The organism is Nocardia sp. NPDC049220 (assembly GCF_040647855.1).
Lineage (GTDB): Bacteria > Actinomycetota > Actinomycetes > Mycobacteriales > Mycobacteriaceae > Nocardia.
The window spans coordinates 72,114-96,344 of record NZ_JBEZDA010000015.1; the positions used below are offsets into that span (position 1 = coordinate 72,114).

The window sequence follows — 24,231 nt, forward strand, 5'->3', positions numbered from 1 at the left end:
CATCGCGGTATTCGCCTCGGCCGCGCCGGTCTGGACCGTATCGATTCCTATTGCTCGTGCCCGCCGACCTGTCGCGTGCGATGCGATCGCCCGCGTCGGTGGCAGGGCACGAGCCGAGGGGTGCGCAGCGCGAGCGCTGCGGCGGCTATGCGCCGATCAGTGCGGCCACCTCGGGGTTCTTGATCGCCATCACGTCGAGGATGCCGTGCGCGCGCAGGAACGGCTTCAGTTGCTTGATGCGGTCGCTATACGTGGCGTACTCGTCCGGAAAACGGTTCTTGTCCAGGGACTCGAGTGCTTTGACATAGGTGACGAAGGACGCGAGGGCGTTGATCGAACCGGTGCCGTGCTGATGGCCGGTCGGATTCGGACGTGCCATCTGCCGAGCGTGGGTCGGCGGAGCGCCGTGACCCGGGACGTGCCGAGTGCCCCCGGGCGCTGCCGGTTGCGAGGGGTACATCAGTAGTTTCCTCTCGGGGGTGGATACCGCGTGCGACGTGGAACGCAGCGAGTGTAGTGACGGTGGCCACAGATCATGCAGCCGCGTAGGAACCGGTCGGTCGACTCGCTGATTTGTCGTGCGTACCAACCGTTCTGTCGCGGTCGCCGACACCGCCGGCCGACGTGTCGACCCGGCCTGGGATGATGAGGACATGCCAGGCGCGTCCACCCCCACCACCACGACCCGCGAACAGTTCCATCAGCTGGCCGCGGAGCACCGGGTAGTCCCGGTGACCCGAAAGGTACTGGCGGACTCCGAAACCCCGCTGTCGACCTACCGCAAGCTGGCCGACGACCGGGCCGGAACCTTCCTGTTCGAGTCCGCGGAGAACGGACGGTCCTGGTCGCGCTGGTCGTTCATCGGGGCGGGCAGTCCGTCGGCGCTGACCGTCGTCGACGGCGAGGCGGCCTGGCTCGGCGCCATCCCGGTCGACGCGCCCTCCGGTGGCGATCCACTGCTCGCGTTGCGCGAGACGCTGGAGCTGCTGCGGACCGAGCGGCTACCCGGACTGCCTCCGCTGACCGGCGGGATGGTCGGATACCTCGGCTACGACGCGGTGCGCCGGATGGAACGTCTGCCCAACCTGGCGGTGGACGACCTGCACCTACCGGAGATGGTGCTGCTGCTGGCCACCGACTTGGCCGCATTCGACCACCACGAGGGTGCCATCACGCTGATCGCCAACGCGGTGAACTGGAACGGCACCGCCGAGCGGGTCGACGAGGCCTACGACGACGCGGTGGCCCGGCTGGACCGGATGACGGCGGCGCTGGGCGCGCCGGCCGATTCCACGGTGTCGGTGTTCGACCAGCCCGAGCCGCAGTACCGGCGCCGACGGACCACCGAGGAGTTCGGCGCCGGGGTGCGTCGCCTGGTCAAGGAGATCGAGGCGGGCGAGGCGTTCCAGGTGGTGCTGTCGCAGCGCTTCGAGATGGACTACGACGGCGCGCCGGTGGACCTGTACCGGATGTTGCGCGCGTCGAACCCGAGCCCGTATATGTACCTGCTGCACGTCCCGGATGGTGACGGCGGCACCGCGTTCTCCATCGTCGGCTCCAGCCCGGAATCGCTGGTGACGGTGAAAGACGGTGTCGCGACGACCCATCCGATCGCGGGCACCCGCTGGCGCGGCGTCACCGAGGAGGACGACCTGCTGCTGGAGAAGGGGTTGCTCGCGGACGAGAAAGAAAACGCCGAGCATCTCATGCTGGTCGATCTCGGCCGCAACGATCTGGGCCGGGTATGCCGGCCGGGCACCGTGCGGGTCACCGAGTATCGGCACATCGAGCGCTACAGTCACGTGATGCACCTGGTGTCGACCGTATCGGGCGAGCTGGCACCCGGCCGGATCGCGTTGGACGCGGTGCGGGCCTGCTTTCCGGCGGGCACGCTATCCGGCGCGCCCAAGGTGCGGGCGATGGAACTGATCGAGGAGCTGGAACCGACTCGGCGCGGTGTCTACGGTGGTGTCGTCGGCTACCTGGACTTCGCCGGCGACGCGGATACCGCGATCGCCATCCGTACCGCGCTGCTGAAGGAAGGCACGGCCTACGTCCAGGCGGGCGCGGGCATCGTCGCTGATTCGGACCCGAACTACGAAGACGTCGAATCGCGGAACAAGGCGATGGCGGTGTTGAAAGCGATCGCGGCGGCCGAGACGGTCCGGGCCTACGGCGCAGAACCCCGTGCGGCGAACGGCGGATCTCGATGACAGCTGAATCCACCGACGAGTCGGGTCCGGTTCGGGCGCGGGCGACCGAGGCGATCGGCGAGGCCGGGCGGGCATCCGTCCAGTCGTCGGCGGACGATTCCCGAGCAGCAACGGTCGACCCGGGCGCACGCTCGCACCGTAAATACCCGGTCGGTCTCGTCGTATTGCTCGCCCTCTCGGCTGCCGCCCTCTGGGGTTCGGCTCGGATGACCTGGGTGACGGTCACCTCCTCCGACGGCCTCACCCAACCGCGCACCGACCACGTGACCGGCGGCGTGTGGTTCGGCGCGTTGACTCCGTTGGCGCTGGTGCTGCTTGCCTCGATCGCGGCCGTGCTGGCCAGCAAGGGGTGGCTACGCCGAGCGGTCGGCGTACTCATCGCCTTGGTCGCCGCGGTGGCCGCGGTGCCGGCGTTCGCGCTGCTGACCCACTCCGGCGCGATCGCAACCCGGGCCGCGAAACTCGCCGAACTCCCGGCCAGGGCACAGGTCGGTGCGGCGACCACGTCGGCGTTCCCGGCTGTCCTCGCGTTGCTCGGCGCGGTTGCCGCCTTCGCGGCGGGCGTGATGTCGGCGCGCATGCCCGCCGAAGCGGCGCGGCTGTCCGGCAAGTACGACAACCCGGTGTTCCGGCGCGCCGCCGCTACCGCGCAGGTCAGGCAGCGCCGTGCGCCGAGTGTGGGCGACGAGTCGTCACCACAGCTGTCCGAGCGTGTGCTGTGGGACGCGCTGGACGCGGGTACCGATCCGACCGAGGAGTCGGCGCGTCCGGGCGATCCGGATCGTGGTGAGGTCGGCCGATATGGCGGCTGAACGGTCCTCGCACGGCGGCTGTGGCGGGTATTACCTTGTGCCGGGTCGGTCCGCGTGGTCCAAGACAAACCCCGGCGCAAACGCGGCCGGTACGTCCATTTATTCTTTGACAGCATCGGTGAGACAGCGCCTGGGGGGATTCTCAGGTAGCAAGTCCGTCTCCCCAGAAAGGATTCGAGCCAGATGACGGTACTCGACTCGATTCTCGACGGGGTCCGCGCGGATGTGGCCGCTCGGGAAACCCTTCTCGACTTCCAGGCGGTCAAGGCCGCCGCCGCGGCGGCGGTCGCGCCGCTGGACGCCCGCGCCGCGCTCCTCGAAGACGGCATCGGCGTGATCGCCGAAGTCAAGCGGGCCAGTCCGTCCAAGGGCGATCTCGCGGACATCCCGGACCCGGCGAGCCTGGCCAAGGCCTACGAGGACGGCGGAGCCCGGATCATCAGTGTGCTCACCGAAGGCCGCCGCTTCAATGGATCGCTCGATGATCTGGACGCGGTCCGCGCGACGGTGAACATTCCGATCCTGCGCAAGGATTTCGTCGTCGGCCCGTACCAGATCCACGAGGCGCGTGCGCACGGCGCGGATGTCATCCTGTTGATCGTCGCGGCACTGGAGCAGGATGTGTTGTCCTCGCTGATCGACCGCACCGAGTCGCTGGGCATGACCGCGCTGGTCGAGGTGCACACCGAGGAGGAGGCCGATCGCGCGCTCGAGGCGGGTGCCTCGGTGATCGGCGTGAACGCCCGCAACCTCAAGACGCTCGAGGTCGACCGGGACGTGTTCGCTCGCATCGCGCCCGGGCTGCCCACCGAAGTCATCCGGATCGCGGAATCCGGCATTCGCGGCACCGCCGACCTGCTCGCTTACGCGGGTGCGGGTGCGGACGCTGTCCTCGTCGGCGAGGGCTTGGTGACCAGCGGCGATCCACGCGCGGCGGTATCCGAGCTGGTGACCGCGGGCACCCATCCTTCGTGCCCGAAACCGGCGCGGCGGGGCCGGTGAAGGCTGTGGCCACCCTTCCCCGAGCGAGCGAGGGCGTTGCTCAGCGCAGCGGCCATGAGCCGGATGCGGGCGGGCACTTCGGCGTCTACGGCGGCAGGCACGTCCCCGAGGCGCTGATGGCGGTGATCGAGGAGGTCACCGCCGAGTACGAGAAGTCCCGCCTCGACGACTCCTTCCTCAACGAACTCGACCGGCTGCAGCGCGACTACACCGGCCGTCCCTCGCCGGTGTTCGAGTGCCGACGCCTTGCCGAATACGCGGGTGGCGCGCGCATCCTGCTCAAGCGCGAGGACTTGAACCACACCGGTTCGCACAAGATCAACAATGTGCTCGGGCAAGCCCTGCTCGCCAAACGAATGCGTAAGACTCGGGTGATCGCCGAGACCGGTGCGGGCCAGCACGGCGTGGCCACGGCGACCGCCTGCGCGTTGCTGGGCTTGGACTGTGTCGTCTACATGGGCGCCGTCGACACCGCACGCCAGGCGCTGAACGTCGCGCGCATGCGGCTGCTCGGTGCCGAGGTGATCTCGGTGACCACCGGCTCGCAGACCCTCAAGGACGCCATCAACGAGGCATTGCGTGACTGGGTGACCAACGCCGACAACACCTACTACTGTTTCGGCACCGCCGCGGGTCCGCACCCGTTCCCCATGCTGGTGCGTGATTTCCAGCGGATCGTCGGCATGGAGGCCAGGGCCCAGGTGCTCGCATCGACCGGGCGGCTACCCGACGCGGTCACCGCCTGTGTCGGCGGCGGTTCCAACGCCATCGGTATCTTCCACGCCTTCCTCGACGACCCTCAGGTCCGTCTGATCGGCTACGAGGCCGCCGGTGACGGCGTCGACACCGGTCGGCACGCCGCCACCTTCACCGGTGGCACGCCGGGCGCGTTCCAGGGCGCGTACTCCTACCTGCTGCAGGACGAGGACGGCCAGACCATCGAGTCGCACTCGATCTCGGCGGGCCTGGACTACCCGGGTGTGGGCCCCGAGCACGCTTACCTCAAGGACATCGGCCGCGCCGAGTACCGGCCGATCACCGACACCGAGGCGATGGACGCGCTGCTGTTGCTCAGCCGCAGCGAGGGCATCATCCCGGCGATCGAATCGGCGCACGCGGTGGCTGGCGCGTTGCGGCTCGGCAAGGAACTCGGCCCCGGCGCGATCATCCTAGTGAACCTGTCCGGCCGAGGCGACAAGGACATGGACACAGCAGCACGATGGTTCGGGCTGTTCGAAGAAACCGAGCCGGAGGAAGCATAGTGAGCAAGCGAACCACGCTGACGGCGCCGAGCGCGGGCAAGGCCGAATCGTGAGTCAGCAGTCGCGTCTGGCCGACACCTTCGCGTCCTGCCGCGCCGACGGACGCGCCGCGCTGATCGGCTATCTGCCCGCGGGCTTCCCTGACCTGGCCGGCTCGATCGAGGTCGTGCGTGCGATGGTCGAATCCGGTTGCGACATCGTCGAAGTCGGCGTCGCCTACTCCGACCCCGTGATGGATGGCCCGACCATCCAGGCCGCCGCCGAGCAGGCATTGCGCGGTGGCGTCCGGGTACGCGACGTATTTTCCGTGGTCGAGGCCATCAACGGCGCCGGAGGCAAGGCCGTGGTGATGAGCTACTGGAACCCGGTGCTCCAGTACGGCGTGGATCGCTTCGCCCGGGATCTGGCTGCCGCGGGCGGCGCGGGAGTCATCACCCCGAACCTGATCCCGGAGGAGGCCGACGACTGGTTCGTCGCCTCGGCCACCCACAATCTGGACCGCATCTTCCTGGTCGCGCCGTCGTCCACGGAGGAACGACTGGTGAAGACGCTCGAAGCCAGCAGCGGCTTCGTGTACGCGGCTTCGACGATGGGTGTGACCGGTGCCCGCGACGCGGTGTCCTCGGCCGCGCCCGCCCTGTGCGCGCGTATCCGAGCCCACTCCGACATCCCGATCGGTGTCGGGCTCGGCGTGCGATCGGGGGCGCAGGCCGCCGAGATCGCTTCGTACGCGGATGGGGTCATCGTCGGTTCGGCGCTGGTGAGCGCCGTGGGCGAGGGGATGGAGGCGGTCCGCGCGCTCACTGCGGAATTGGCCCAGGGCGTGCGCTCGGCAACCGTCGCACCGTAGTCGGCGCGGGAGGCGATGAACCATATCGCCACCGCCGTCGTATGACCGGTTGTGCCTCGAGCAGCAGCATGAGAAGCTCCCGCCGCGACCGTCGTCCTATTCTTCGCCGTGGCGTCAGTGGTAGCCCTCGACACCAGCGATCAGCCGGTCGCCCCGGCCCTGCTCTGCGCGCTCGGTGTCGTAGTGCTGAGCCTTGCCTCGACAACCGTGGTGCGGTGGTCGCAGCGCGTTTGCGGATCTCCGCTACGGTGGCCCCGTGACCTTACGAGTCCTGGCAGACAGTGTCCTGGCCGACGGTAGCGTAAGCGGCGCCGTACTGGCCTACATCCCCAGCCCCTCGCAGGGTGTCTGGCATCTCGGGCCGTTCCCGTTGCGGGCCTACGCCCTCTGCATCATCGTCGGCATCATCATCGCGATCTGGTGGGGCGAGCGGCGCTGGCGTGAACGCGGCGGGAACCCTGGCGCGATCCTGGACGTCGCGATGTTCGCGGTGCCGTTCGGCCTTGTCGGCGGCCGGCTTTACCACGTGGCCACGGACTGGCAGAAGTACTTCGGCGCGACCGGGCATCCGATCGACGCGCTGAAGATCTATCAGGGTGGACTCGGCATCTGGGGCGCGGTGCTGCTCGGTGGCGTCGGCGCGTGGATCGGCTGTCGAATGTACCGAATCCCGTTGCCCGCGTTGGGCGATGCGGTCGCGCCGCCGATCCTGCTCGCCCAGGCCATCGGCAGGCTCGGCAACTACTTCAACCAGGAGTTGTACGGCCGCGAAACCGACCTGCCGTGGGGGCTGCAGATCTTCCGCAGGGTCGATGCCGACGGCCGACTCGACCTGATGAACGGCGTCTCGACCGGCGTAGTCGACAAGATCGTGCACCCCACCTTCCTCTACGAACTGGTCTGGAATCTGCTCGTGGTCGCGGCACTGGTGTTCGTGGACAAGCGCTTCCAGATCGGGCACGGCCGTCTGTTCGCGCTGTACGTCGCCGGCTACTGCTTCGGGCGCTTCTTCGTCGAGTTGATGCGTGACGACGAGGCGACCAAGATCGTCGGTATCCGGATCAATTCGTTCACCTCCGCGTTGGTGTTCCTGGCCGCCATCGCCTATTTCGTTTTCGCGACAAAGGGTCGGGAGACCGCCGAGCAGTTGCAGCCGAGCGTGGGCCCGCGCCCGTGGCCATGGCAGATCGGTGCGCTGCGGGTCGCCGGCGCCGAGGTCCCGTCGGAGCAGCCACCTTCGGGCGCCGGCGGCGCGGACGAGGACGTGGATGCCGCCGCGGGCGAGGACGAGAGCGAATCCGAGGCCGGGACTGCCACGGCCGAGTCGGGTGAGCAGACCGATGGCGCGTCGACGGCGAGCAAGCCTGCCGAGGCCGGGGCGGTCCGGTCCGGAGACGTCACCGACTCCGGGAAGTCCGTCGAATCCGTTGCAGGCAAGGCGGAGTCCGGAGCGGCCGAGTCCGGCAAGAGCGAGTTCGACAAAGCCGAGTCCGACCGAGACAAGTCCGGAAATGCGGAGTCCGGCAACGCGAATACCGGCAACGGCTGATCTCGTGCGGTGCGAGCCGCACTTCGGTGGGAAACCAGCTGACGCGTGGACTCGGCACCGCCGATGCCGAGATCTCGCCTGTGGCAACGAACCTGCGATCTGTCGCGATTACCCTTCGTGGCGGGTCGGCCGGGTGCGACAAACCGGTCGACCCGGCAACAATGACTCGTGATCCGTCGCGAGCAGCAATTCGGCGGTTCATCAAGACCGGGGGCCGAGAACAGGGTGCCCGCACTATGAGGAGGACATGAGTGACCGACCCTTACCAGCAGAACCCAGGAGCAGGTGGGCCACAATACGGCACACCCGGTACGGGTCCGGATCTGAGCAAACCGCAGGATACGCCGAGCCAGCCGCAGTACACACCGCCGTCCGGCCCTGATGGCCCGCCGCAGTACAGCCCTGCGCCGGGTGCCTACGACCAACCGCAGCACACTCCGCCGCCAAGCCCCTATGGCCAGCCGCAGTACGGTCCGCCGACCGGCCCTTACGGCCAGCCGCAATACGGCCAGCCCGCTGGCCCATACGGTCAGCAGCCGGGTGGCTACCCGCCGGCGCCGTACTACGGTGGTCCGCAAGGCTACAACCCGAACGACCCGGAAGCGCCATGGGGCCGCGATCCCTACGGTGTGCCACTGTCGGACAAGCAGAAGTTGATCGCGGGTCTGCTGCAAATCTTCCTCGGTGGTTTCGGCGTCGGCCGCTTCTACCTCGGCTACAACGGTCTCGGGGTCGCCCAGCTGTTGGTCACCATCGTGACCTGTGGTCTAGGCAGCATCTGGGGCCTGATCGACGGCATCATGATCCTCGTGGGCAAGGTGCCCGACAGCAACGGGCTACCGCTGCGCGACTGATCACGATGGCGGCGAGATGAACCGGAGGGCGGGCGCGCGATGCGCCCGCCCTTCCTGGTGCCAGCCGTGGGATGATCCTGTGCGCACGATGAGAACCCTGTCCACTCCAAAGATGCGGGCGTAGCATGAGCCGGATTTGCTTTGTGTGGAGTTCCACGCACCGAAGATAGGAATCGCTATGCGCCGCAAGCTGTTCGTCGTCGCAATGCTCGCCGTGGTCGCCGCCGGCGGACTCACCGCTTGCGCGGGTAGCGACCCGAACGTGCTCAAGGTCGGCACCGAGGGTGTATATGCACCCTTCACCTTCCAGGGCGCCGACGGCAAGCTCAGCGGCTACGACGTCGACGTGGCCCAGGCGGTCGGGGACCGGCTCGGCAAGAAGGTCGAGTTCGTGCAGACGCCGTGGGAAGCCATCTTCGCCGGTCTGGAGTCCAAGCGTTTCGACCTGGTCGCCAACCAGGTGACGGTGAACGAGGAGCGCGCGGCCAAGTACGCGCTGTCCATGCCGTACACCACTTCGACGGGCGTGATCGTCACTCGCGCCGACAACACCGCCATCTCCACCCTCGCCGATCTCAAAGGCAAAACCTGCGCGCAGGTGGCCGTCAGCAACTGGACGACGGTCTCCGCCGAAGCGGGCGCGAGGATCGAGGCCGTGGAGGGCTTCGTGCAGGCCATCCAGCTGCTCAAGGCCGGCCGCGTCGACGCCACCGTCAACGACAGTCTCGTCGTCGCCGAATACATGAAGAAGACCGGCGACACCAGCGTGCAGGTCGCGGGTAGGCCCGGAGCCGTGACCAGGCAGGCGTTCGTGGCTCGGAAGGGCGATGCGGTGGTCACCGAGGTGGACATGGCTTTGGACAAGTTGCGTGCCGACGGCACCCTGGCGAAGATCTCCGAGAAGTATTTCGGTACCGACGTCAGCCAGTAGCGGATACTGAGATGCACCCCGCCACCAGAGACCTCATCTGGGACAACCTCTGGCCGATGCTGCAGGCCACCATCACCAAGACGATTCCGCTGACGGCGATCAGTTTCGCCATCGGCGTGGCGATCGCGCTGTTCGTCGCGCTGGCCAGAATGTCCCCGGTGTGGCCGTTGTCGGCGGCTGCCCGGTTCTATATCTCGATCATTCGCGGCACGCCGCTGCTGGTCCAGCTGTTCATCGTGTTCTATGCGTTGCCGCAATTCCACATTGTGATCGACCCGTTCCCCGCGGCGGTGATCGCGTTCAGCCTCAATGTCGGCGGCTACGCCGCCGAGGTGGTGCGGGCCGCCATTCTCAGCGTCGCGCGCGGGCAATGGGAAGCGGCCAAGGCGCTCGGCATGTCGTATCCGATGATGATGCGGTTGATCATCCTGCCGCAGGCATCGCGGATCGCGGTGCCGCCGCTGTCCAACACGCTGATCTCTTTGGTGAAAGAGACCTCATTGGCCTCGACCATCTTGGTGACCGAGTTGTTGCGGGTCGCGCAGTTGGCGGCGGCGCCGACGTTCGATTTCTTCGCGCTCTACGGGGTCGCGGCGCTGTACTACTGGGTGATCTGCCTGATCCTCGGATTCGGACAGACCCGGCTGGAAACGCGCCTGGCGCGCCACGTCGCGCGTTGAGTGCCGGTTGCTGGCGTCTGCGCAGCGCTCGGTACATAGATTTCATCGAGGTTTCACCCAGGCCAGGGCAGGACCCGGGCACCGGGCGGGACTAGGCTCTACCCGTGATGCGACGGACGAAGATTGTGTGCACGCTCGGCCCGGCTACTGCCACCGAGGACCGTATCCGCGAACTCGTCGAGAGCGGCATGGACGTGGCTCGGCTGAACTTCAGCCACGGCGAACACGCGGATCACGCTGAAAACTACAAAAAGGTGCGGCAGGCCTCCGATCACCTCGGCAGAGCGGTCGGCATTCTGGCCGACCTTCAGGGTCCGAAGATCCGCCTCGGCCGCTTCCTGGAGGGCAAGACCGTCTGGGCGACGGGTGAAGAGGTCCGCATCACCGTCGACGACGTCGACGGGACCCACGACCGGGTGTCCACCACGTACAAGGAACTGGCCGCCGACGCCAAGTCCGGTGACCGCCTACTGGTCGACGACGGCAAGGTCGGGCTGACCGTGATCCGTGTCGACGGCAACGACGTCGTCTGCCGGGTGACCGAAGGCGGTCCGGTCTCCAACAACAAGGGCGTCTCGCTGCCCGGCATGGATGTGTCGGTGCCCGCGCTGTCGGAGAAGGACATCGAGGATTTGGAATTCGCGCTGAACCTCGGCGTCGATTTCATCGCGCTGTCATTCGTGCGGTCCCCGTCCGACGTCGAGTTGGTCCACGACGTGATGGACCGGCTGGGCCGCCGAGTGCCGGTCATCGGCAAGTTGGAGAAGCCGGAGGCGATCGACAACCTGGAGGCCATCGTGCTGGCCTTCGACGCGGTCATGGTCGCCCGTGGCGACCTCGGCGTCGAGCTGCCGCTGGAGCAGGTGCCGATCGTGCAGAAGCGCGCCATCCAAATGGCTCGGGAGAATGCCAAGCCGGTCATCGTGGCGACCCAGATGCTGGAGTCGATGATCGAGAACTCCCGCCCGACCCGCGCCGAGGCGTCGGACGTGGCGAACGCGGTGCTCGACGGCGCGGACGCGGTGATGCTGTCGGGAGAGACGTCGGTAGGCAAGTACCCGATCGAGACGGTGCGCACGATGGCGCGCATCGTGCACGCGGTGGAGACCGAGTCGACCAGGGTCCCGCCGCTGACCCATGTGCCGCGGACCAAGCGCGGCGTGATCTCCTACGCCGCCCGCGACATCGGGGAGCGGCTGAACGCCAAGGCCCTGGTAGCGTTCACCCAGTCCGGTGACACGGTGCGCCGTTTGGCGCGGTTGCACACCCCGCTGCCGCTGCTGGCGTTCACGCCGCTGCCGGATGTGCGCAGTCAGCTCGCCTTGACCTGGGGCACGGAGACCTTCATCGTGCCCACCGTGGACAGCACCGATGCGATGATCCACCAGGTCGATGTAGCACTTCTGTCGATGGAGCGATACCAGAAGGGTGACCTCGTGGTCATCGTGGCCGGGTCGCCGCCGGGTACCGTCGGCTCCACCAACCTGATCCACGTGCACCGAATCGGTGAGGAGGACCATTAGTGAGTGCTTCCCTGAGCAGTCCCGTCGGCATCCAGGAGCCGCCCGCACAGCGCTCCGACCTGGACGTGCTGCTCGGCTTGCTGGATCTGGAGCAGATGGACGAGGACGTGTTCGTCGGTCAGCACCCGGAGAAGGTGTGGAGCCGGACGTTCGGCGGTCAGCTCGTCTCGCAGGCGATCATCGCGGCGGGCCGGACGGTCGGTGACCGTCCGGTGCATGCGGTGAACGCGCATTTCGTCCGCGGCGGCGATGTGAAGAAGCCGATCGAGTACCGGGTGGACCGGCATCGGGACGGCCGCGCGTTCGCCAACCGCACGGTGACCGCCAGCCAGGACGGCCAGGAGCTGTTCGTGATGCTCGCCGCGTTCCAGGACTGGGGTAAGGGACTGGAGCACGCGCACGCGCGGCCCGAGGTGCCCGATCCGGAGTCGCTGCTGCGGGTGGAGGAGAGCTTCGAAGGCTTGGAGGACAAGCTGGAGATGTTTATCAAGGCGCCGCATCCGATCGACATGCGCTACACCAACGACCCGGCCTGGATTTTGAAGGGCACGGGGGAGCGGCTCAACCACAACCGGGTGTGGATGCGCGCGGATGGCAGGCTGCCCGACGATCCGCTGATTCACGTGGCGACGCTTGGCTATTCCTCCGACACCACCGTGCTGGACTCGATCATCACCACACACGGGCTTTCGTGGGGGCTGGATCGGATCGTGGCGGCGACGGTCAATCACTCGATTTGGTTCCACCGTCCCTTCCGCTTCGACGAGTGGGTGCTGTATGCCACCGAGTCCCCGGTGGCGGCTGGTTCCCGCGGCTTGGCCACCGGACGGTTCTACTCCCGCTGTGGCGAACTGCTCGCTACCACGGTGCAGGAGGGGCTGATCCGCCACTTCCCTTCGCGTTAGCGGAGTTCGGGGAGCGGGAGTCGCTACAGCAGTTCGAGATTGATGTCGAGGTCGACGTCGGTGCGTTGCGAGGCACGGATCGAGACCGGGATTTCCTGGCCCGGTTCGGTCTGTGCGACGGCGTAGATCCCTTGCAGCAGTTGCCGTTCCAGTGTGGCCATGTCGTCGTCGGTCAGCTGATCCGGTGCGCCGACCAGGCTGAGCGCGATCTCGTAGGTGACCCAGTTCTGTGCTGCTCGGCCGAGATGTTCTGTGCGCCAGCGGGTTTCGAGGGTGATGTGTGCCGGGTCGTCGGGGTCGACCGGCAGGGTGAAGCGCCAGGCGAACACGTCGCGGTCGGCGAGGTGTTCGTCCACCACCTCGCGCACCGTCTCGACGACGCGTTCGAGGGAATCCGGTCGCACATAAACATGGAGCGAAACATCCGAAATTCGTTTCGGCATGTCTGATTCCTGTCGTGTGTCGAAGCATCAACGGTGGAAGTTGCTGTCCGCGGGAGTGTAAACCCTTCGGACTCGAATTAAACACAATCTCGTGGTGACGTGGATGGCACCCGATGAATTCGACAATGTCGAAGCGGGTCAGTGCGTGCGTTGCGCGGCAAGGAAGACTGCCAGCGGCGCGGGTCCCGCGCCGGGGCGGATCGCCAGCCCGGCCCGGTCATCGTCCTCGTGCGTTCGCGGTTGCTCATGGGCGGCGAGCGCCAAGAGTAGTGGGATGAGCGCCTCGGCGATGCGGTCTCCGACCTCGCAGAACGCTGGGGCCGACAATCCGACGGGATCAGCGATATTCTCCCGCCCGACCAGCGTCAGATTGTTGCGCGCCCGGTGTAGTTCGCCGACCGTCCTGGCGTCGGTGACGTGTGCGATCCGGTGCGCTTCCACCAGCGTGAACGTGCGCCGCCGCGCATCGAAGCCCAGGTCGATCGTGTGGTCGCGGATCTTCTCGGTCATCGTGAGGATCAGGTCGGCATCGTCGATCATCGCGGGCGTCAGGCGGCGGGCTCGGAAATCACCGGGGTCGGCGCCGAGCCCGATGATGGCCTGCGCGGCGAGCGGCTCGACCGGGAAGCCCACCAGCGCGCGGGTGCCCGCGCTCTCGGCGGTGAGGTGGGGCAGACCGTGTTCGACCGCGAGGGCGCGCGTGAGACGCTCGGCAATCACCGAACGGCAGACGTTGCCGTTGCAGACGAACAGGACGTGCATACCGGACACGATAAACGGCGCGGACCATATCAGAACCTCTTGAAGCACCTGATCCCAGTAGTGGGAATGCATATTCATCTGCTGGTTGCCCGCCGTACACTAGCCGTCCTACTTTCGGCCCGCGGCCTGCGACGTCGGTCACTGTGGGATGTCGGTGTTCGAATGCCCAGATGGCGAATTCGTATTATTCCGCCTGGGTGGGCTCCGACTCGGATTCGATGCCGTACAACGCGGATTCGGCTACCACGGGTGCGAGGGTGGCCGGTTTGTTCTCGACGCGTCCCCGGGTGGAGAACATCCGCCCGCGGGAGCCGATTACGGGCGCGAACCTCGCGAGCCCGGTCGAGGCGTCCATGTCGTCGTACATGGCGTCGATTCCGCCGCGCGCGAAGTATGCCTCATGCCAGAATCCGGTGCCGCCGGAGTCGTGCAGGAACCGTTGCCACCAGTCCCGGTGCGGTGCGGAGCGGGTCCACGCCTCGAGGCTGTCGAGGTCGCGCCAATACTGACGCGCCCCCCAGTGCGGTGGGAGCAAAGCCCAGATGATGTCTTCGTGCAGGAGCAGCCCATCCGGTCGATCCTGGTGCGAGCGATAGAGTTTGGGTCCGAGCCCCAGCAACCGCAGCACACCCCGGGGCCGTCTGACTCGCATTCCCAGGTAGATGACAACCAGGTCTGGATAGCCGGACAAATCGACGGTAGTCCGGTTCACTCGCATCGTAAACCTCCGCTGAACGTGCATCTACCGCCCACTCTACGCAGGACAACGATCCAGCGGCCGAATTGGTTCGGTAGGAATAACTTTCGCTCGAACCCGACCCCCAGACCGACGTGTCCCGCACGCAAGCGCCCGGCCGAGCCTCGCCGGCCCGAACATGGCAGTTCCGCACGTGTCGTTCGGCTCGGCCTGGCCCGCTCCGAACTCGATAGTCACGCGCATTCATATTCAGCCGGACGCGCCAAACAAACATTTTCGCCGATCGTTGCCAGTACCACGTCGCGAGACGCTGGATATTCAACAGCGGCGCTAAGCCAACCTGACTCACCCGTACGTGATGAGGGTATGCCGAGATGAGGCGACAAGTTATCGGAAGAATTCCGCACCACGGACTGTTGATTCATCGAGAGGTCGCCGATGGCGAAGCCGTGACAAAGATCGATCATCAGCTGCCAGCTGATCGCATCCGGCCCGCGCGTGCGCGGCCGACGGAAATTCAAGGAGGTGTAGGACCGATGATTTTTCCGGGACTCAATCATGTAGCGGTCACGGTTCGCGATATCGACGTCAGTGGCCCCTGGTACCGCACTGTGCTGGGCTCCGAGCCCGCGGTGGACGAGCATACGGATGCCGGTTTCCGGCATCTCGTCTGGATGCTGGACAGTGGCACGATATTCGGCATCCACCAGCATGACCATCCTGCCCCCGACGAGAAGTTCAGCGAGTTCCGCGTCGGCCTCGACCATGTCGGCTTCGGCTGTGCGAACCGCGCCGATCTGGACAAGTGGGCCACGCGGCTCGATGAGCTGGGCATCGAGCACGAGGGCATCGTGGACGCGCGCTACGGCTCGGCGCTGAGCTTCCGCGACCCGGACGGCATCGCACTCGAGTTCTTCGCGCCGCCGCAGTGACGTCGGACGCGCCGAGAATCGCTGCGATCCGCAGACCGCTCAGGTACGTGACGCGGGACTCTCGTCAGCCCAAGATCAGAACACCGGCACCGCGGGGCCATACCACTGCGTCGCCGATGATCAATGCGGGGGCGAAACATCGAGGTCGTTCAGCGGCTGCCCGGACACAAGACCTCGACGTCGGACCTTTGCGGACATGTGTTCAGAAGCTTGCGACACCGTGGCCGACGCTATGAATGCCGGAGTCGTCGCAGCTGTGGACCACGTGACCGGATGAGTGGAGTGGCGATCGCGGAAGCTGCGTTTCACCGTGGTGCCGAGTGTGGGACTCGAACCCACACGTCCTTTCGGACAACGGTTTTTGAGACCGTCGCGTCTGCCAGTTCCGCCAACTCGGCGCACCGGTTGGAAACTATAGCGGGTACTGCGGGTCGGAAGCGAATGGGCTGTTCTTCGCGGCGTGAGCGCGCGGTTTGCGCAGGGTATATGCGGTCCATGCCCGAGTGAAAGGTACTCTTTACATCACTCGACAGCCCCGGACGGTTGGCCGTGCTGGCATCGCCGCCGCCTTACGGTGGGTCGGGACAGGCATCGAACCAGAGGGGTCTATCTATGAGCACAGCAGCCGGGGGCGCCGGCACGAAGCGAGACGCCGGTACGAAGCGGGTCGTCGTCGCCGAGGATGAAGCGCTCATCCGTATGGATCTGGTCGAGATGCTGACCGAAGAGGGTTATCAGGTGGTCGGCGAGGCGGGCGATGGCCAGCAGGCGGTCGATCTCGCGGTGGAGCACCGGCCGGATCTGGTCATCATGGATGTGAAGATGCCGCGCCGGGACGGTATCGACGCGGCGGCGGAGATCGCGTCGAAACGTGTTGCGCCTGTAGTCATTTTGACCGCGTTCAGTCAGCGTGATCTGGTGGAGCGGGCGCGTGACGCGGGGGCGATGGCTTATTTGGTGAAACCGTTCACGAAGTCGGATCTGGTGCCCGCCATCGAATTGGCGGCGAGCCGATTCCATGAGATCACCGCGTTGGAAAGCGAGGTGGCGAATCTTGCCGAGCGGCTGGAGACGCGCAAGCTGGTGGAGCGCGCCAAAGGTGTGCTGATGCAGACGCAGGGTTTGACGGAGCCACAGGCTTTCAAGTGGATTCAGCGCACGGCAATGGATCGGCGGACCACGATGAAAGCGGTCGCGGAGGTCGTGCTGGAGAACTTGGCTCCGCAGTGACATTGGCTTCGGCCGACCCGGATTTAACATCCACGAAACATGAACTTAAAGAAGAATTCGCCGTGATGTCACATCCATGATCCGGATGTGATGCGGAAATAACGCACCAACGCTATGTTCTGACCGGGCTGACGTGGTCGGCCTCCTCGGTGATCCCGGGGGAGCACAGAACGTAGAGGTGAAACGTGCGTAGTTCGACATGCCGGAGTCGTACGATGCGAGGTTTTCTGGTCGTCGGCGCTGCCGCCGCACTGGTGCTGACAGGTTGTAGTGACAAATCAACGAGCAGCGGTTCGGAGTCGTTGGGGACCAGCGGCGCGGGTGGTCTGTCCATCCAGCCGGTTTTGCAGGTCGACCAGCAGGGCCAGGGGGTGCCGAAGGCCGATGCGGCCAAGGCGGCAGATCCCGCCGGCGACGGCAAGGCGGCCTGCGCCCCTGGCGCCGCCATCGCCATGGCGGGTGCACTGACCGGCCCGGACGCCGCACTGGGCATCAACATCGTGAACGGTGTCAAGCTCGCGCTGGACCAGCACAACAAGGCCAACCCTGGCTGCAAGATCGAGCTCAGGCAGTTCGACACCGAGGGCGACCCGCAGAAGGCCACCCAGGTGATTCCGCAGATCGTGAACGACAAGTCGATCATCGGCCTGGTCGGCCCCGCGTTCTCTGGGGAGACGAAGGCGACCGGCAAGATCCTCAGCGACGCGGGTCTGGTGGCGGTGACCTCGTCGGCAACCAATGCGACGCTGACCCAGAACGGCTGGAACACTTTCTTCCGCGGTCTGGCCAATGACGACGTGCAGGGCCCGTCGGTGGCGAAGTACCTGGTCAACACGGCAGGCTACAAGAAGGTCTGCGTCATCCAGGACAACACCGATTACGGCACCGGTCTGGCGAAGTCGATCACCGACGGACTGGGTTCTGCCGCCGACCCGGCGTGCGCCGCCAGCATCAAGAAGGGTGACAAGGACTTCTCCGCGACGGTGACCAAGGTGGCGGCCGCGAATCCGGACGCTATCTTCTATTCCGGGTACTACTCCGAGGCAGCTCCGCTGGCCCAGCAGTTGAAGTCCGGCGGTGTGAAGGCGGTCTTCGTCTCCGCCGACGGCACCAACGACCCTCAGTTCGTCGCTCAGGCCGGTAGCGCCGCCAAGGGCGCGAAGCTGTCGTGCCCGTGTGGTCCGGCGCCGGAGAAATTCGCCAAGGATTACCAGGCGCTCAATGGTCAGGCGCCGGGCGTCTACTCGGTCGAGGCATACGACCTGGCCACGGTACTGGCCAAGGGCATCGACGGTGGCAACGCGACCCGCCCCGAGCTGCTCGAATTCGTGCGGACGTACGACGGTGCCGGCCTCGCGCGTCAGTACAAGTGGGACCCCAACGGCGAACTGTCGAACGCGCTGATCTGGGTGTACGAGGTCAAGTAGCCCGGATTCCGGACCGCAGCACGTACCGAGTGAATTCCGGTACGTGCTGCGGTCCGGTGGGCGATCGGATGAGGGCTGAACAAAATGAAAACAATGGCATCGGCCGGCGTGATACAACTCGCCGGCGGCTCGATCGACTTCAACTACCACGGGTTGATCGATAGTTTCTGGCGACTGACCGTCGACGGAGCGACCTATGGCGCGATCTATGCCTTGGTCGCCGTGGGTTATACCTTGGTCTACGGCGTATTGCGGCTGATCAATTTCGCCCATTCGGAGATATTCATGCTCGGCTTGTTCGGGCAACTGATCGGCTTGATGATCTTCGGATTCGTCGCGAGCCCCGATGTCTACACCCAGGGCGTCGTGTTGACGGTCGTCTATCTCGGGCTGGCGATGGTCGTGGGCATGGTGGTATCGGGTGGCGCGGCCGTCGGATTGGAACGGGTGGCCTATCGCCCGTTGCGCAGGCGTGGCGCCAAACCGCTGAGCTTTTTGATCACCGCGATCGGCATGTCGTTCGTGTTGCAGGAGCTTCTGCACTTCGTCTTGCCGAAGGTCCGCCCCGATCTCGGTGGCACCAACGCGCAGCAAGCGATTCGTCTGGTCGAGCCCACCGTGCAATTCAGCTTCGGCGGGGCGGACGTCACCAACATCATGCTGCTCATCGTGATCGCCGCGGTGGTGCTGGCGATCGTCACCGAGATCCTGATCAACCGGACCAAGTTCGGCCGCGGCATCCGTGCGGTGGCCCAGGACCCCGACACCGCGACGCTGATGGGCGTGTCGCGGGAGCGGGTCATCATGCTGACCTTCCTGATCGGCGGCGTGCTCGCGGGCGCGGCGGCGATGCTCTACACGCTCAAGATCCCGAACGGGATCATCTACTCCGGCGGGTTCATCCTCGGCATCAAGGCGTTCAGCGCCGCGGTGCTCGGCGGAATCGGCAACCTGCGGGGCGCACTGCTCGGTGGCTTGATACTCGGCGTCGTCGAGCAGTACGGCCAGATCCTGTTCGGCACCGAGTGGCGTGACGTGGTCGCGTTCGCGGTGCTCGTCCTGGTGCTGATGGTTCGCCCGACCGGCATCCTCGGCGAAAGTCTCGGAAGGGCACGCGCATGACCGCAACGACTACGAAGGCCTCCGCGCCGGAAACCGCGCGCCGCGGCCTCGGTGACGCGCTGCGCACCTGGTGGGAAGGCCTGAGCAGGCCCGCGCAGTGGGGCGTCGGCGTCCCGTTCCTGCTCCTGCTCGCGCTATTGCCGGTGTTCCCCCCACCGCTGTTGAACACCCCGTCCTACAACTTCGGCCTGGTGATGGCGCAGGTGGCGATGTACGCGCTGCTGGCCATCGGTCTCAATGTGGTGGTCGGGCAGGCAGGTTTGCTCGACCTCGGCTATGTCGGTTTCTACGCGGTCGGCGCCTACACCGTCGGCTTGCTCACCAGCCCCAACAGTCCGTGGAACCAGACCGACGGCGGCTGGCTGGATTCGAAGTGGGCCTGGCTGGCGTGCCTGCCGATCGCGGTGGTGGTAACCGCCGTTTCCGGTCTGGTCCTCGGTTCGCCAACGCTACGGCTGCGTGGGGACTATCTGGCGATCGTGACGCTCGGCTTCGGTGAGATCGTCCGATTGCTCGCCGAAAATCTCACCGACCTCACCAACGGCAGCCTCGGCTTGTCCGGCGTTGCCTATCCGCACATCGGCGCGTCGGAGAGCAGGCCGGAAGGTGTGTTCTCCGGTGGCAACAGCGGAAACCCGGACAGCGCGAACATTCTGGAGCGCGCCAGCTACGGCACGTACTGGTTCTGGTTCGGCATGGTGCTGGTGATCATCGTGCTGGTACTGGTCGGCAACCTGGAACGCAGCCGGGTCGGCCGCGCGTGGGTCGCCATCCGCGAGGACGAGGACGCGGCCGAGATCATGGGGGTGCCGACGTTCAAGTTCAAACTGTGGGCCTTCACGATCGGCGCAGCGGTCGGTGGCATGTCCGGTGCGATCTACGCGGGACAGGTGCAGTTCATCAATCCGACCGGCTTCAACATCATCAACTCGATGTTGTTCCTGTGCGCGGTGGTCATCGGCGGCCAGGGCAACAAACTCGGGGTAATTTTCGGCGCGTTCGTCGTCGCCTATCTGCCAGCGCGGTTGCAGTCGGTGAACCTGGTGAGTAACGAGTCGACCGGATACGTCCTGCTGGCGCTCGACGTCGTGCTGTTCGTCGTGCTGATCGTCGGATGGAAACTGTGTGGTGACCGGCTCGGCGGGTGGCCGCGACGCGGGGTGATCACCGGCATGGTGGTCACCGGTGTACTGGGGCTGCTGCTGCTCGGCAGTGTGCTGCTGTTCCGCAAGGGCGGCGCGCAAACGCTGGGCGACCTCAAGTACCTGTATTTCGGTATCGCGTTGGTGGTGATGATGATTCTGCGTCCACAGGGTCTGTTCCCGGTGCGGCAGAAGCTGCTCACCTATGGCAGGCAGGTATATCAGGCGGTGCGCAGACCGGCCGCGAGCGAGCCGATCGGAGCGGGACGATGACCGGGCCAGGCGCGGGTGACGCGCTTTTCGACAACGAGGACATGGCGGCGGGTTACGCGCCCGAGCCCGAGGTCCAGAGCGCGGGCACGGTCGACGTGACCGCGGTAATTCCAGACCTCGCCGATGCCGAGACGGTCGCGGAAGTCGTCGCACCGCATCGTGAGATCGACACGGCCGTAGGCTCTCCGCTACTGCGGACCGAGGGCCTCACCGTGAAGTTCGGCGGCCTCACCGCGCTCGACGACGTGAGTTTCGAGATCCGCCGCGGCGAGATCCTCGGCTTGATCGGTCCCAACGGCGCGGGAAAGACCACCTGCTTCAACGCGATCACCGGCGTCTACCAGCCAGCGGCGGGGCTGGTGTATTTCGACGGGAAGCCGCTGACCAAGACCAAGCGCAACGCGATCACCCGGCTCGGGATCGCGCGCACGTTCCAGAATGTGCGGCTCTTCGGCGAGATGACGGCGCTGGAGAACGTTGTGGTCGGCACCGACGCCAGGCACAAGACGTCGGTGCCCGGCGCGGTGTTGCGCACCCCGCGTCATCGCCGCGAGGAACGCGACGCGATCGAGCGGGGCATGGCGTTGCTGGAGTTCGTCGGCATCGCGCCGCGGGCGGTGGAGAAGGCGCGCAATCTGTCTTACGGCGACCAGCGCAGGCTGGAGATCGCTCGCGCACTGGCCACCGAGCCGAAGCTGCTGTGCCTCGACGAGCCGGCGGCGGGGTTCAACCCGAGCGAGAAGTCCGCGCTCATGGACCTGATCCGCAAGATCCGGGACGACGGGTTCACCGTGCTGCTGATCGAGCACGACATGCGGTTGGTCATGGGCGTGACCGATCGGATCGTGGTGCTGGAGTTCGGCCGAAAGATCGCCGACGGGTTGCCCGCGGACATTCGCGACGACCCGGCCGTGATCGCGGCCTACCTCGGTGTGCCGGATAGCGAGGCGACCGGATCCACAGGTGATTCGACCGCGCGCGAGGCGGCCGAGGACGGCGCGGGATCCGGTTCTGCCGAGCACCGGTCGCGGCGGAGTGCCTCCGCTCGGCCGGGGTCGGCGCAACCACGCTCGCGGGCCGATCGGCTACGCACACCGGATCAGCGCGCTGCCGGTGCGGCCGACGCGCTGCTCGAGGTTGAGGACATGGTCGTCAACTACGGCAGAATCCAGGCGCTGCACGGAATCTCGCTGCGGGTGGCGGAGGGCGAACTGGTGACGCTGCTCGGCGCCAACGGTGCGGGCAAGACCACGACCATGCGCGCGATGTCCGGGCTGCTGCCGCTGACCCGCGGGCGAATCCTGTTCGAGGGCCGCGATATCACCCAGATGAAAGCGCACGAACGCGTGACCCACGGATTGATCCAGGCGCCGGAGGGTCGCGGGGTCTTCCCCGGCATGACGGTCCAGGAGAACCTCGATATGGGGTGCTACGGAAGGGGCTTCAAGCAGAAGGCGGAGTACGACCGGACGTTGGAGTGGGTGTTCGAGCTGTTCCCCCGGCTGCTGGAGCGACGTAAACAGGTCGGCGGCACGCTCTCCGGAGGTGAGCAGCAGATGCTGGCCATCGGCCGCGCGTTGATGGCCCAGCCGCGGCTGCTGCTGCTCGACGAGCCGTCGATGGGTTTGGCGCCCATGGTGATCCAGCAGATCTTCCGGATCATCAGCGAGATCAACCAGCAGGGCACCACCGTGCTGCTGGTCGAGCAGAACGCCCAGCAGGCGCTCGCCCGCAGCCATCGTGCCTACATTATGGAGACCGGTGCGGTCACCAAATCCGGCGGCGGCGGCGAACTGCTCACCGATCCCGCGGTGAAATCGGCCTATCTCGGCGTCGGATAGGGCCGATGGTCGCGGTGCCGCGCGGCCGGGCTCGAGGCATGATCGTGATCATGAATGGTCACGACGAGCTGATGAGCCTGGCCGAGCGGTATTGGGACAGCGTGCTTGCCGCGGCGCCGAGCGAGGCGACCCTGCTCGGCGACCGCCGATTCGACGACCGGATCGAGGATCTGTCCGTCGACGCGGAGCAGCAACTGCTGTCGACTTGGCGCGATCTGCTGCGCGCGGTCGACGCGCTCGGCTCCGACCGGCTGAACCCGACCGACCGCGTCACCCGCAGTCTGCTGCGCACCGAGTTGAGCGACGCCGTCGAGCACCTGGAATGGCGGCCGGTGGAAATGGCCTCCGACCAGATGAACGGTGTGCATTCCGCGGTGCTGATGGTGGCGCCGCAGATCAACGCGCCGCAGCCGGAGAACGCGCTGGCGCTGGTGCGACGCTATCGGCAATTCGGCGACATGCTCGGCCAGGCGGTCGAACGGTTCCGGTCGGGTCTGGCGGCGGGACGCTCGCCCGCGCGGATCACCATCGAACGCTCGCTCAACCAGCTCGACGGCTACCTGGCCTCCGACCACACCGCCGACCCGTTCGTCACCTTCGCCGGACCGGACGGCTGGGATGGTGAGGCGGCCTGGCGCGTCGAATTGGCCGAAGTGGCACGGGATGTCATTCGGCCGGCGTTCCAGGTCTATCGGGACGTGCTGCGCGACGAACTGCTGCCGGTGAGCCGGTCCGACGACAAGCCCGGCCTGTGTTGGCTCGGCGCCGACGGCGAGGACATCTACCGCCGGCTACTGCGCCATCACACAACGCTGCCCGATCTCGGCGCCGAGGAGATCCACGAACTCGGCCTCAGCGAGCTGGCGAAGCTGCGCGAGGAGTACGCCACCGTGGGTGCGCGGCTGTTCGGTACCGAGGACCTCGCCGAGGTGTTCGGCAGGCTGCGCGACGATCCCACACTGCGCTACGACGACGCCGAGCAGATCATGTTCGACGCGCGCCGGGCGCTGTCGCTGGCCGAGGCCGAGATGGGGAACTGGTTCGGGCGGCTGCCGAAGGAATCCTGCGACATCGTGCCGGTCCCGGAGTTCCTCGCCGCGGATGCGCCCGCGGCGTACTATTTCTCGCCCGCCGCCGACGGGTCGCGGCCGGGCGCCTATTTCGTCAACCAGCATCATCCCACCGGTCGCGGTCGCTTCGAGACCGCTTCGGTGGCCTACCACGAGGCGATTCCCGGCCACCACCTACAGCTCACCATCGCCAACGAGCTCGACCACCTCCCCCGATTCCAGCGGCAGTCCTTCGCCAACACCGCGTTCGTCGAAGGCTGGGCGCTCTACACCGAGCGGTTGGCCGACGAGATGGGTTTGTACGAGGACGATCTCGGCCGCCTGGGCATGCTGGCGGGCGACTCTTGGCGCTCCTGCCGTCTGGTCGTCGACACCGGGGTGCACGCGAAGGGCTGGAGCAGGCAGCAGGCGGTGGACTTCATGGTGGCCAACGCGCCGGTCGGGCTGGCCGCGATCACGGTGGAGGTGGACCGTTACATCGCGATGCCGGGTCAGGCGGTCGGCTATAAGGTCGGCCAGCTGGAGATCCGGCGTCAGCGGGTGGCGGCGACCGAGCGGCTCGGTGCGGACTTCGACATCAAGGCCTTCCACGATGTGGTGCTCGGTTCGGGTTCGGTCAGCCTGCCGGTCCTGCGCGAGCTGGTAGCGACGCTGTGAGCGCGGTGGCGTGCTGATCGCTCGCGGCGCGCGAGGACGCGGCAGCGTCCGCGC

General features: G+C 66.4%; 22 protein-coding genes, 1 tRNA gene and 1 pseudogene. 19 read left to right on the top strand and 5 right to left on the bottom strand.

Annotated elements, in window-relative coordinates; all coding sequences use genetic code 11:
• Nucleotides 1–145: 145 nt before the first annotated feature.
• Complete coding sequence (locus tag AB0C34_RS25530; RefSeq protein WP_357077878.1) at nucleotides 146–379, bottom strand: hypothetical protein; 234 nt, start codon at nucleotides 377–379, stop codon at nucleotides 146–148.
• 274 nt (nucleotides 380–653) lie between these two features.
• Between AB0C34_RS25530 and AB0C34_RS25535 the strand changes: the two genes are divergently transcribed.
• From AB0C34_RS25535 to AB0C34_RS25585, 11 genes are all read left to right on the top strand, one after another.
• Nucleotides 654–2,213 carry an anthranilate synthase component I gene (locus AB0C34_RS25535; RefSeq protein ID WP_357077881.1) on the top strand — a complete coding sequence of 520 codons (1,560 nt, stop codon included), beginning with the start codon at nucleotides 654–656 and terminating at the stop codon, nucleotides 2,211–2,213.
• A complete protein-coding gene (locus AB0C34_RS25540) occupies nucleotides 2,210–3,025 on the top strand; it encodes a TIGR02234 family membrane protein (RefSeq protein WP_357077884.1) in 816 nt (271 codons plus the stop codon). The genes AB0C34_RS25535 and AB0C34_RS25540 overlap by 4 nt, the downstream gene beginning before the upstream one ends.
• Nucleotides 3,026–3,208: 183 nt before the next feature.
• Nucleotides 3,209–4,027: an indole-3-glycerol phosphate synthase TrpC gene (gene trpC / locus AB0C34_RS25545; RefSeq protein ID WP_357077887.1), complete on the top strand. Its 819-nt coding sequence runs from the start codon at nucleotides 3,209–3,211 to the stop codon at nucleotides 4,025–4,027.
• Complete coding sequence (trpB, locus tag AB0C34_RS25550; protein ID WP_357078004.1) at nucleotides 4,024–5,289, top strand: tryptophan synthase subunit beta; 1,266 nt, start codon at nucleotides 4,024–4,026, stop codon at nucleotides 5,287–5,289. Before trpC ends, trpB begins: the two co-directional genes overlap by 4 nt.
• Before the next feature lie 49 nt (nucleotides 5,290–5,338).
• Entirely contained in the window at nucleotides 5,339–6,139 is an 801-nt protein-coding gene (trpA, locus tag AB0C34_RS25555) for a tryptophan synthase subunit alpha (RefSeq protein WP_357077890.1), read from the top strand.
• A 256-nt stretch (nucleotides 6,140–6,395) separates the two neighbouring features.
• Nucleotides 6,396–7,688, top strand: a complete 1,293-nt coding sequence (lgt, locus tag AB0C34_RS25560; protein WP_357077891.1) for a prolipoprotein diacylglyceryl transferase — start codon at nucleotides 6,396–6,398, stop codon at nucleotides 7,686–7,688.
• 251 nt (nucleotides 7,689–7,939) lie between these two features.
• A complete protein-coding gene (locus tag AB0C34_RS25565; protein WP_357077894.1) occupies nucleotides 7,940–8,542 on the top strand; it encodes an NINE protein in 603 nt (200 codons plus the stop codon).
• 178 nt (nucleotides 8,543–8,720) lie between these two features.
• Nucleotides 8,721–9,473 carry a transporter substrate-binding domain-containing protein gene (locus tag AB0C34_RS25570; protein ID WP_357077897.1) on the top strand — a complete coding sequence of 251 codons (753 nt, stop codon included), beginning with the start codon at nucleotides 8,721–8,723 and terminating at the stop codon, nucleotides 9,471–9,473.
• Nucleotides 9,474–9,484: 11 nt separating this feature from the next.
• Nucleotides 9,485–10,153 (top strand): amino acid ABC transporter permease, encoded by a 669-nt coding sequence (locus AB0C34_RS25575; RefSeq protein ID WP_357077900.1) that lies wholly within the window; start codon nucleotides 9,485–9,487, stop codon nucleotides 10,151–10,153.
• A gap of 104 nt (nucleotides 10,154–10,257) precedes the next feature.
• Nucleotides 10,258–11,676 (top strand): pyruvate kinase, encoded by a 1,419-nt coding sequence (gene pyk, locus AB0C34_RS25580; protein WP_357077903.1) that lies wholly within the window; start codon nucleotides 10,258–10,260, stop codon nucleotides 11,674–11,676.
• A gap of 95 nt (nucleotides 11,677–11,771) precedes the next feature.
• A complete protein-coding gene (locus AB0C34_RS25585) occupies nucleotides 11,772–12,581 on the top strand; it encodes an acyl-CoA thioesterase II (protein WP_357078007.1) in 810 nt (269 codons plus the stop codon).
• Between the two features lie 23 nt (nucleotides 12,582–12,604).
• Here the strand turns inward: AB0C34_RS25585 and AB0C34_RS25590 are convergent, their stop codons facing one another.
• From AB0C34_RS25590 to AB0C34_RS25600, 3 genes are all read right to left on the bottom strand, one after another.
• Entirely contained in the window at nucleotides 12,605–13,024 is a 420-nt protein-coding gene (locus AB0C34_RS25590) for a hypothetical protein (protein WP_357077906.1), read from the bottom strand.
• A 138-nt stretch (nucleotides 13,025–13,162) separates the two neighbouring features.
• The gene (locus tag AB0C34_RS25595; RefSeq protein ID WP_357077909.1) at nucleotides 13,163–13,786 is read right to left on the bottom strand and encodes a low molecular weight phosphatase family protein; all 624 of its coding nucleotides are present in this window, start codon (nucleotides 13,784–13,786) and stop codon (nucleotides 13,163–13,165) included.
• Nucleotides 13,787–13,970: 184 nt separating this feature from the next.
• On the bottom strand, nucleotides 13,971–14,504 hold the full coding sequence (locus tag AB0C34_RS25600) for a DUF4188 domain-containing protein (protein ID WP_357077910.1): 534 nt from the start codon (nucleotides 14,502–14,504) through the stop codon (nucleotides 13,971–13,973).
• Between the two features lie 515 nt (nucleotides 14,505–15,019).
• Between AB0C34_RS25600 and AB0C34_RS25605 the strand changes: the two genes are divergently transcribed.
• Nucleotides 15,020–15,415, top strand: coding sequence for a VOC family protein (locus AB0C34_RS25605; protein WP_357077913.1), 396 nt, complete (start codon nucleotides 15,020–15,022; stop codon nucleotides 15,413–15,415).
• 311 nt (nucleotides 15,416–15,726) lie between these two features.
• Here the strand turns inward: AB0C34_RS25605 and AB0C34_RS25610 are convergent.
• Nucleotides 15,727–15,813, bottom strand: a tRNA-Leu gene (locus AB0C34_RS25610).
• A gap of 214 nt (nucleotides 15,814–16,027) precedes the next feature.
• Between AB0C34_RS25610 and AB0C34_RS25615 the strand changes: the two genes are divergently transcribed.
• The 7 genes and pseudogenes from AB0C34_RS25615 to AB0C34_RS25645 all read left to right on the top strand — a co-directional run bounded on the left by AB0C34_RS25615 (nucleotide 16,028) and on the right by AB0C34_RS25645 (nucleotide 24,177).
• The gene (locus AB0C34_RS25615; protein ID WP_357077916.1) at nucleotides 16,028–16,645 is read left to right on the top strand and encodes an ANTAR domain-containing response regulator; all 618 of its coding nucleotides are present in this window, start codon (nucleotides 16,028–16,030) and stop codon (nucleotides 16,643–16,645) included.
• A 215-nt stretch (nucleotides 16,646–16,860) separates the two neighbouring features.
• Nucleotides 16,861–18,072, top strand: a complete 1,212-nt coding sequence (locus AB0C34_RS25620) for a branched-chain amino acid ABC transporter substrate-binding protein (protein WP_357077919.1) — start codon at nucleotides 16,861–16,863, stop codon at nucleotides 18,070–18,072.
• A gap of 93 nt (nucleotides 18,073–18,165) precedes the next feature.
• Nucleotides 18,166–19,194 carry a branched-chain amino acid ABC transporter permease gene (locus AB0C34_RS25625; protein WP_357077921.1) on the top strand — a complete coding sequence of 343 codons (1,029 nt, stop codon included), beginning with the start codon at nucleotides 18,166–18,168 and terminating at the stop codon, nucleotides 19,192–19,194.
• On the top strand, nucleotides 19,191–20,609 hold the full coding sequence (locus AB0C34_RS25630; protein WP_357077924.1) for a branched-chain amino acid ABC transporter permease: 1,419 nt from the start codon (nucleotides 19,191–19,193) through the stop codon (nucleotides 20,607–20,609). The genes AB0C34_RS25625 and AB0C34_RS25630 overlap by 4 nt, the downstream gene beginning before the upstream one ends.
• Nucleotides 20,606–21,550 (top strand): annotated as a pseudogene (locus AB0C34_RS25635) (ABC transporter ATP-binding protein); the annotation flags it as partial. The gene AB0C34_RS25630 and the pseudogene AB0C34_RS25635, both read left to right, overlap by 4 nt.
• Nucleotides 21,551–21,754: 204 nt before the next feature.
• Nucleotides 21,755–22,450, top strand: a complete 696-nt coding sequence (locus AB0C34_RS25640; protein WP_357078010.1) for an ABC transporter ATP-binding protein — start codon at nucleotides 21,755–21,757, stop codon at nucleotides 22,448–22,450.
• Nucleotides 22,451–22,500: 50 nt separating this feature from the next.
• A complete protein-coding gene (locus AB0C34_RS25645) occupies nucleotides 22,501–24,177 on the top strand; it encodes a DUF885 domain-containing protein (RefSeq protein WP_357077927.1) in 1,677 nt (558 codons plus the stop codon).
• Nucleotides 24,178–24,231 lie beyond the last annotated feature (54 nt).

Coding starts and splice junctions, on each gene's coding strand:
- AB0C34_RS25530 (WP_357077878.1), bottom strand. CDS start 379: ATGGCACGTCCGAATCCGACCGGCCATCAGCACGGCACCGGTTCGATC.
- AB0C34_RS25535 (WP_357077881.1), top strand. CDS start 654: ATGCCAGGCGCGTCCACCCCCACCACCACGACCCGCGAACAGTTCCAT.
- AB0C34_RS25540 (WP_357077884.1), top strand. CDS start 2,210: ATGACAGCTGAATCCACCGACGAGTCGGGTCCGGTTCGGGCGCGGGCG.
- trpC (WP_357077887.1), top strand. CDS start 3,209: ATGACGGTACTCGACTCGATTCTCGACGGGGTCCGCGCGGATGTGGCC.
- AB0C34_RS25570 (WP_357077897.1), top strand. CDS start 8,721: ATGCGCCGCAAGCTGTTCGTCGTCGCAATGCTCGCCGTGGTCGCCGCC.
- AB0C34_RS25575 (WP_357077900.1), top strand. CDS start 9,485: ATGCACCCCGCCACCAGAGACCTCATCTGGGACAACCTCTGGCCGATG.
- AB0C34_RS25585 (WP_357078007.1), top strand. CDS start 11,772: ATGGACGAGGACGTGTTCGTCGGTCAGCACCCGGAGAAGGTGTGGAGC.
- AB0C34_RS25590 (WP_357077906.1), bottom strand. CDS start 13,024: ATGCCGAAACGAATTTCGGATGTTTCGCTCCATGTTTATGTGCGACCG.
- AB0C34_RS25595 (WP_357077909.1), bottom strand. CDS start 13,786: ATGCACGTCCTGTTCGTCTGCAACGGCAACGTCTGCCGTTCGGTGATT.
- AB0C34_RS25600 (WP_357077910.1), bottom strand. CDS start 14,504: ATGCGAGTGAACCGGACTACCGTCGATTTGTCCGGCTATCCAGACCTG.
- AB0C34_RS25605 (WP_357077913.1), top strand. CDS start 15,020: ATGATTTTTCCGGGACTCAATCATGTAGCGGTCACGGTTCGCGATATC.
- AB0C34_RS25615 (WP_357077916.1), top strand. CDS start 16,028: ATGAGCACAGCAGCCGGGGGCGCCGGCACGAAGCGAGACGCCGGTACG.
- AB0C34_RS25620 (WP_357077919.1), top strand. CDS start 16,861: ATGCGAGGTTTTCTGGTCGTCGGCGCTGCCGCCGCACTGGTGCTGACA.
- AB0C34_RS25625 (WP_357077921.1), top strand. CDS start 18,166: ATGGCATCGGCCGGCGTGATACAACTCGCCGGCGGCTCGATCGACTTC.
- AB0C34_RS25630 (WP_357077924.1), top strand. CDS start 19,191: ATGACCGCAACGACTACGAAGGCCTCCGCGCCGGAAACCGCGCGCCGC.
- AB0C34_RS25640 (WP_357078010.1), top strand. CDS start 21,755: ATGGTCGTCAACTACGGCAGAATCCAGGCGCTGCACGGAATCTCGCTG.
- AB0C34_RS25645 (WP_357077927.1), top strand. CDS start 22,501: ATGAATGGTCACGACGAGCTGATGAGCCTGGCCGAGCGGTATTGGGAC.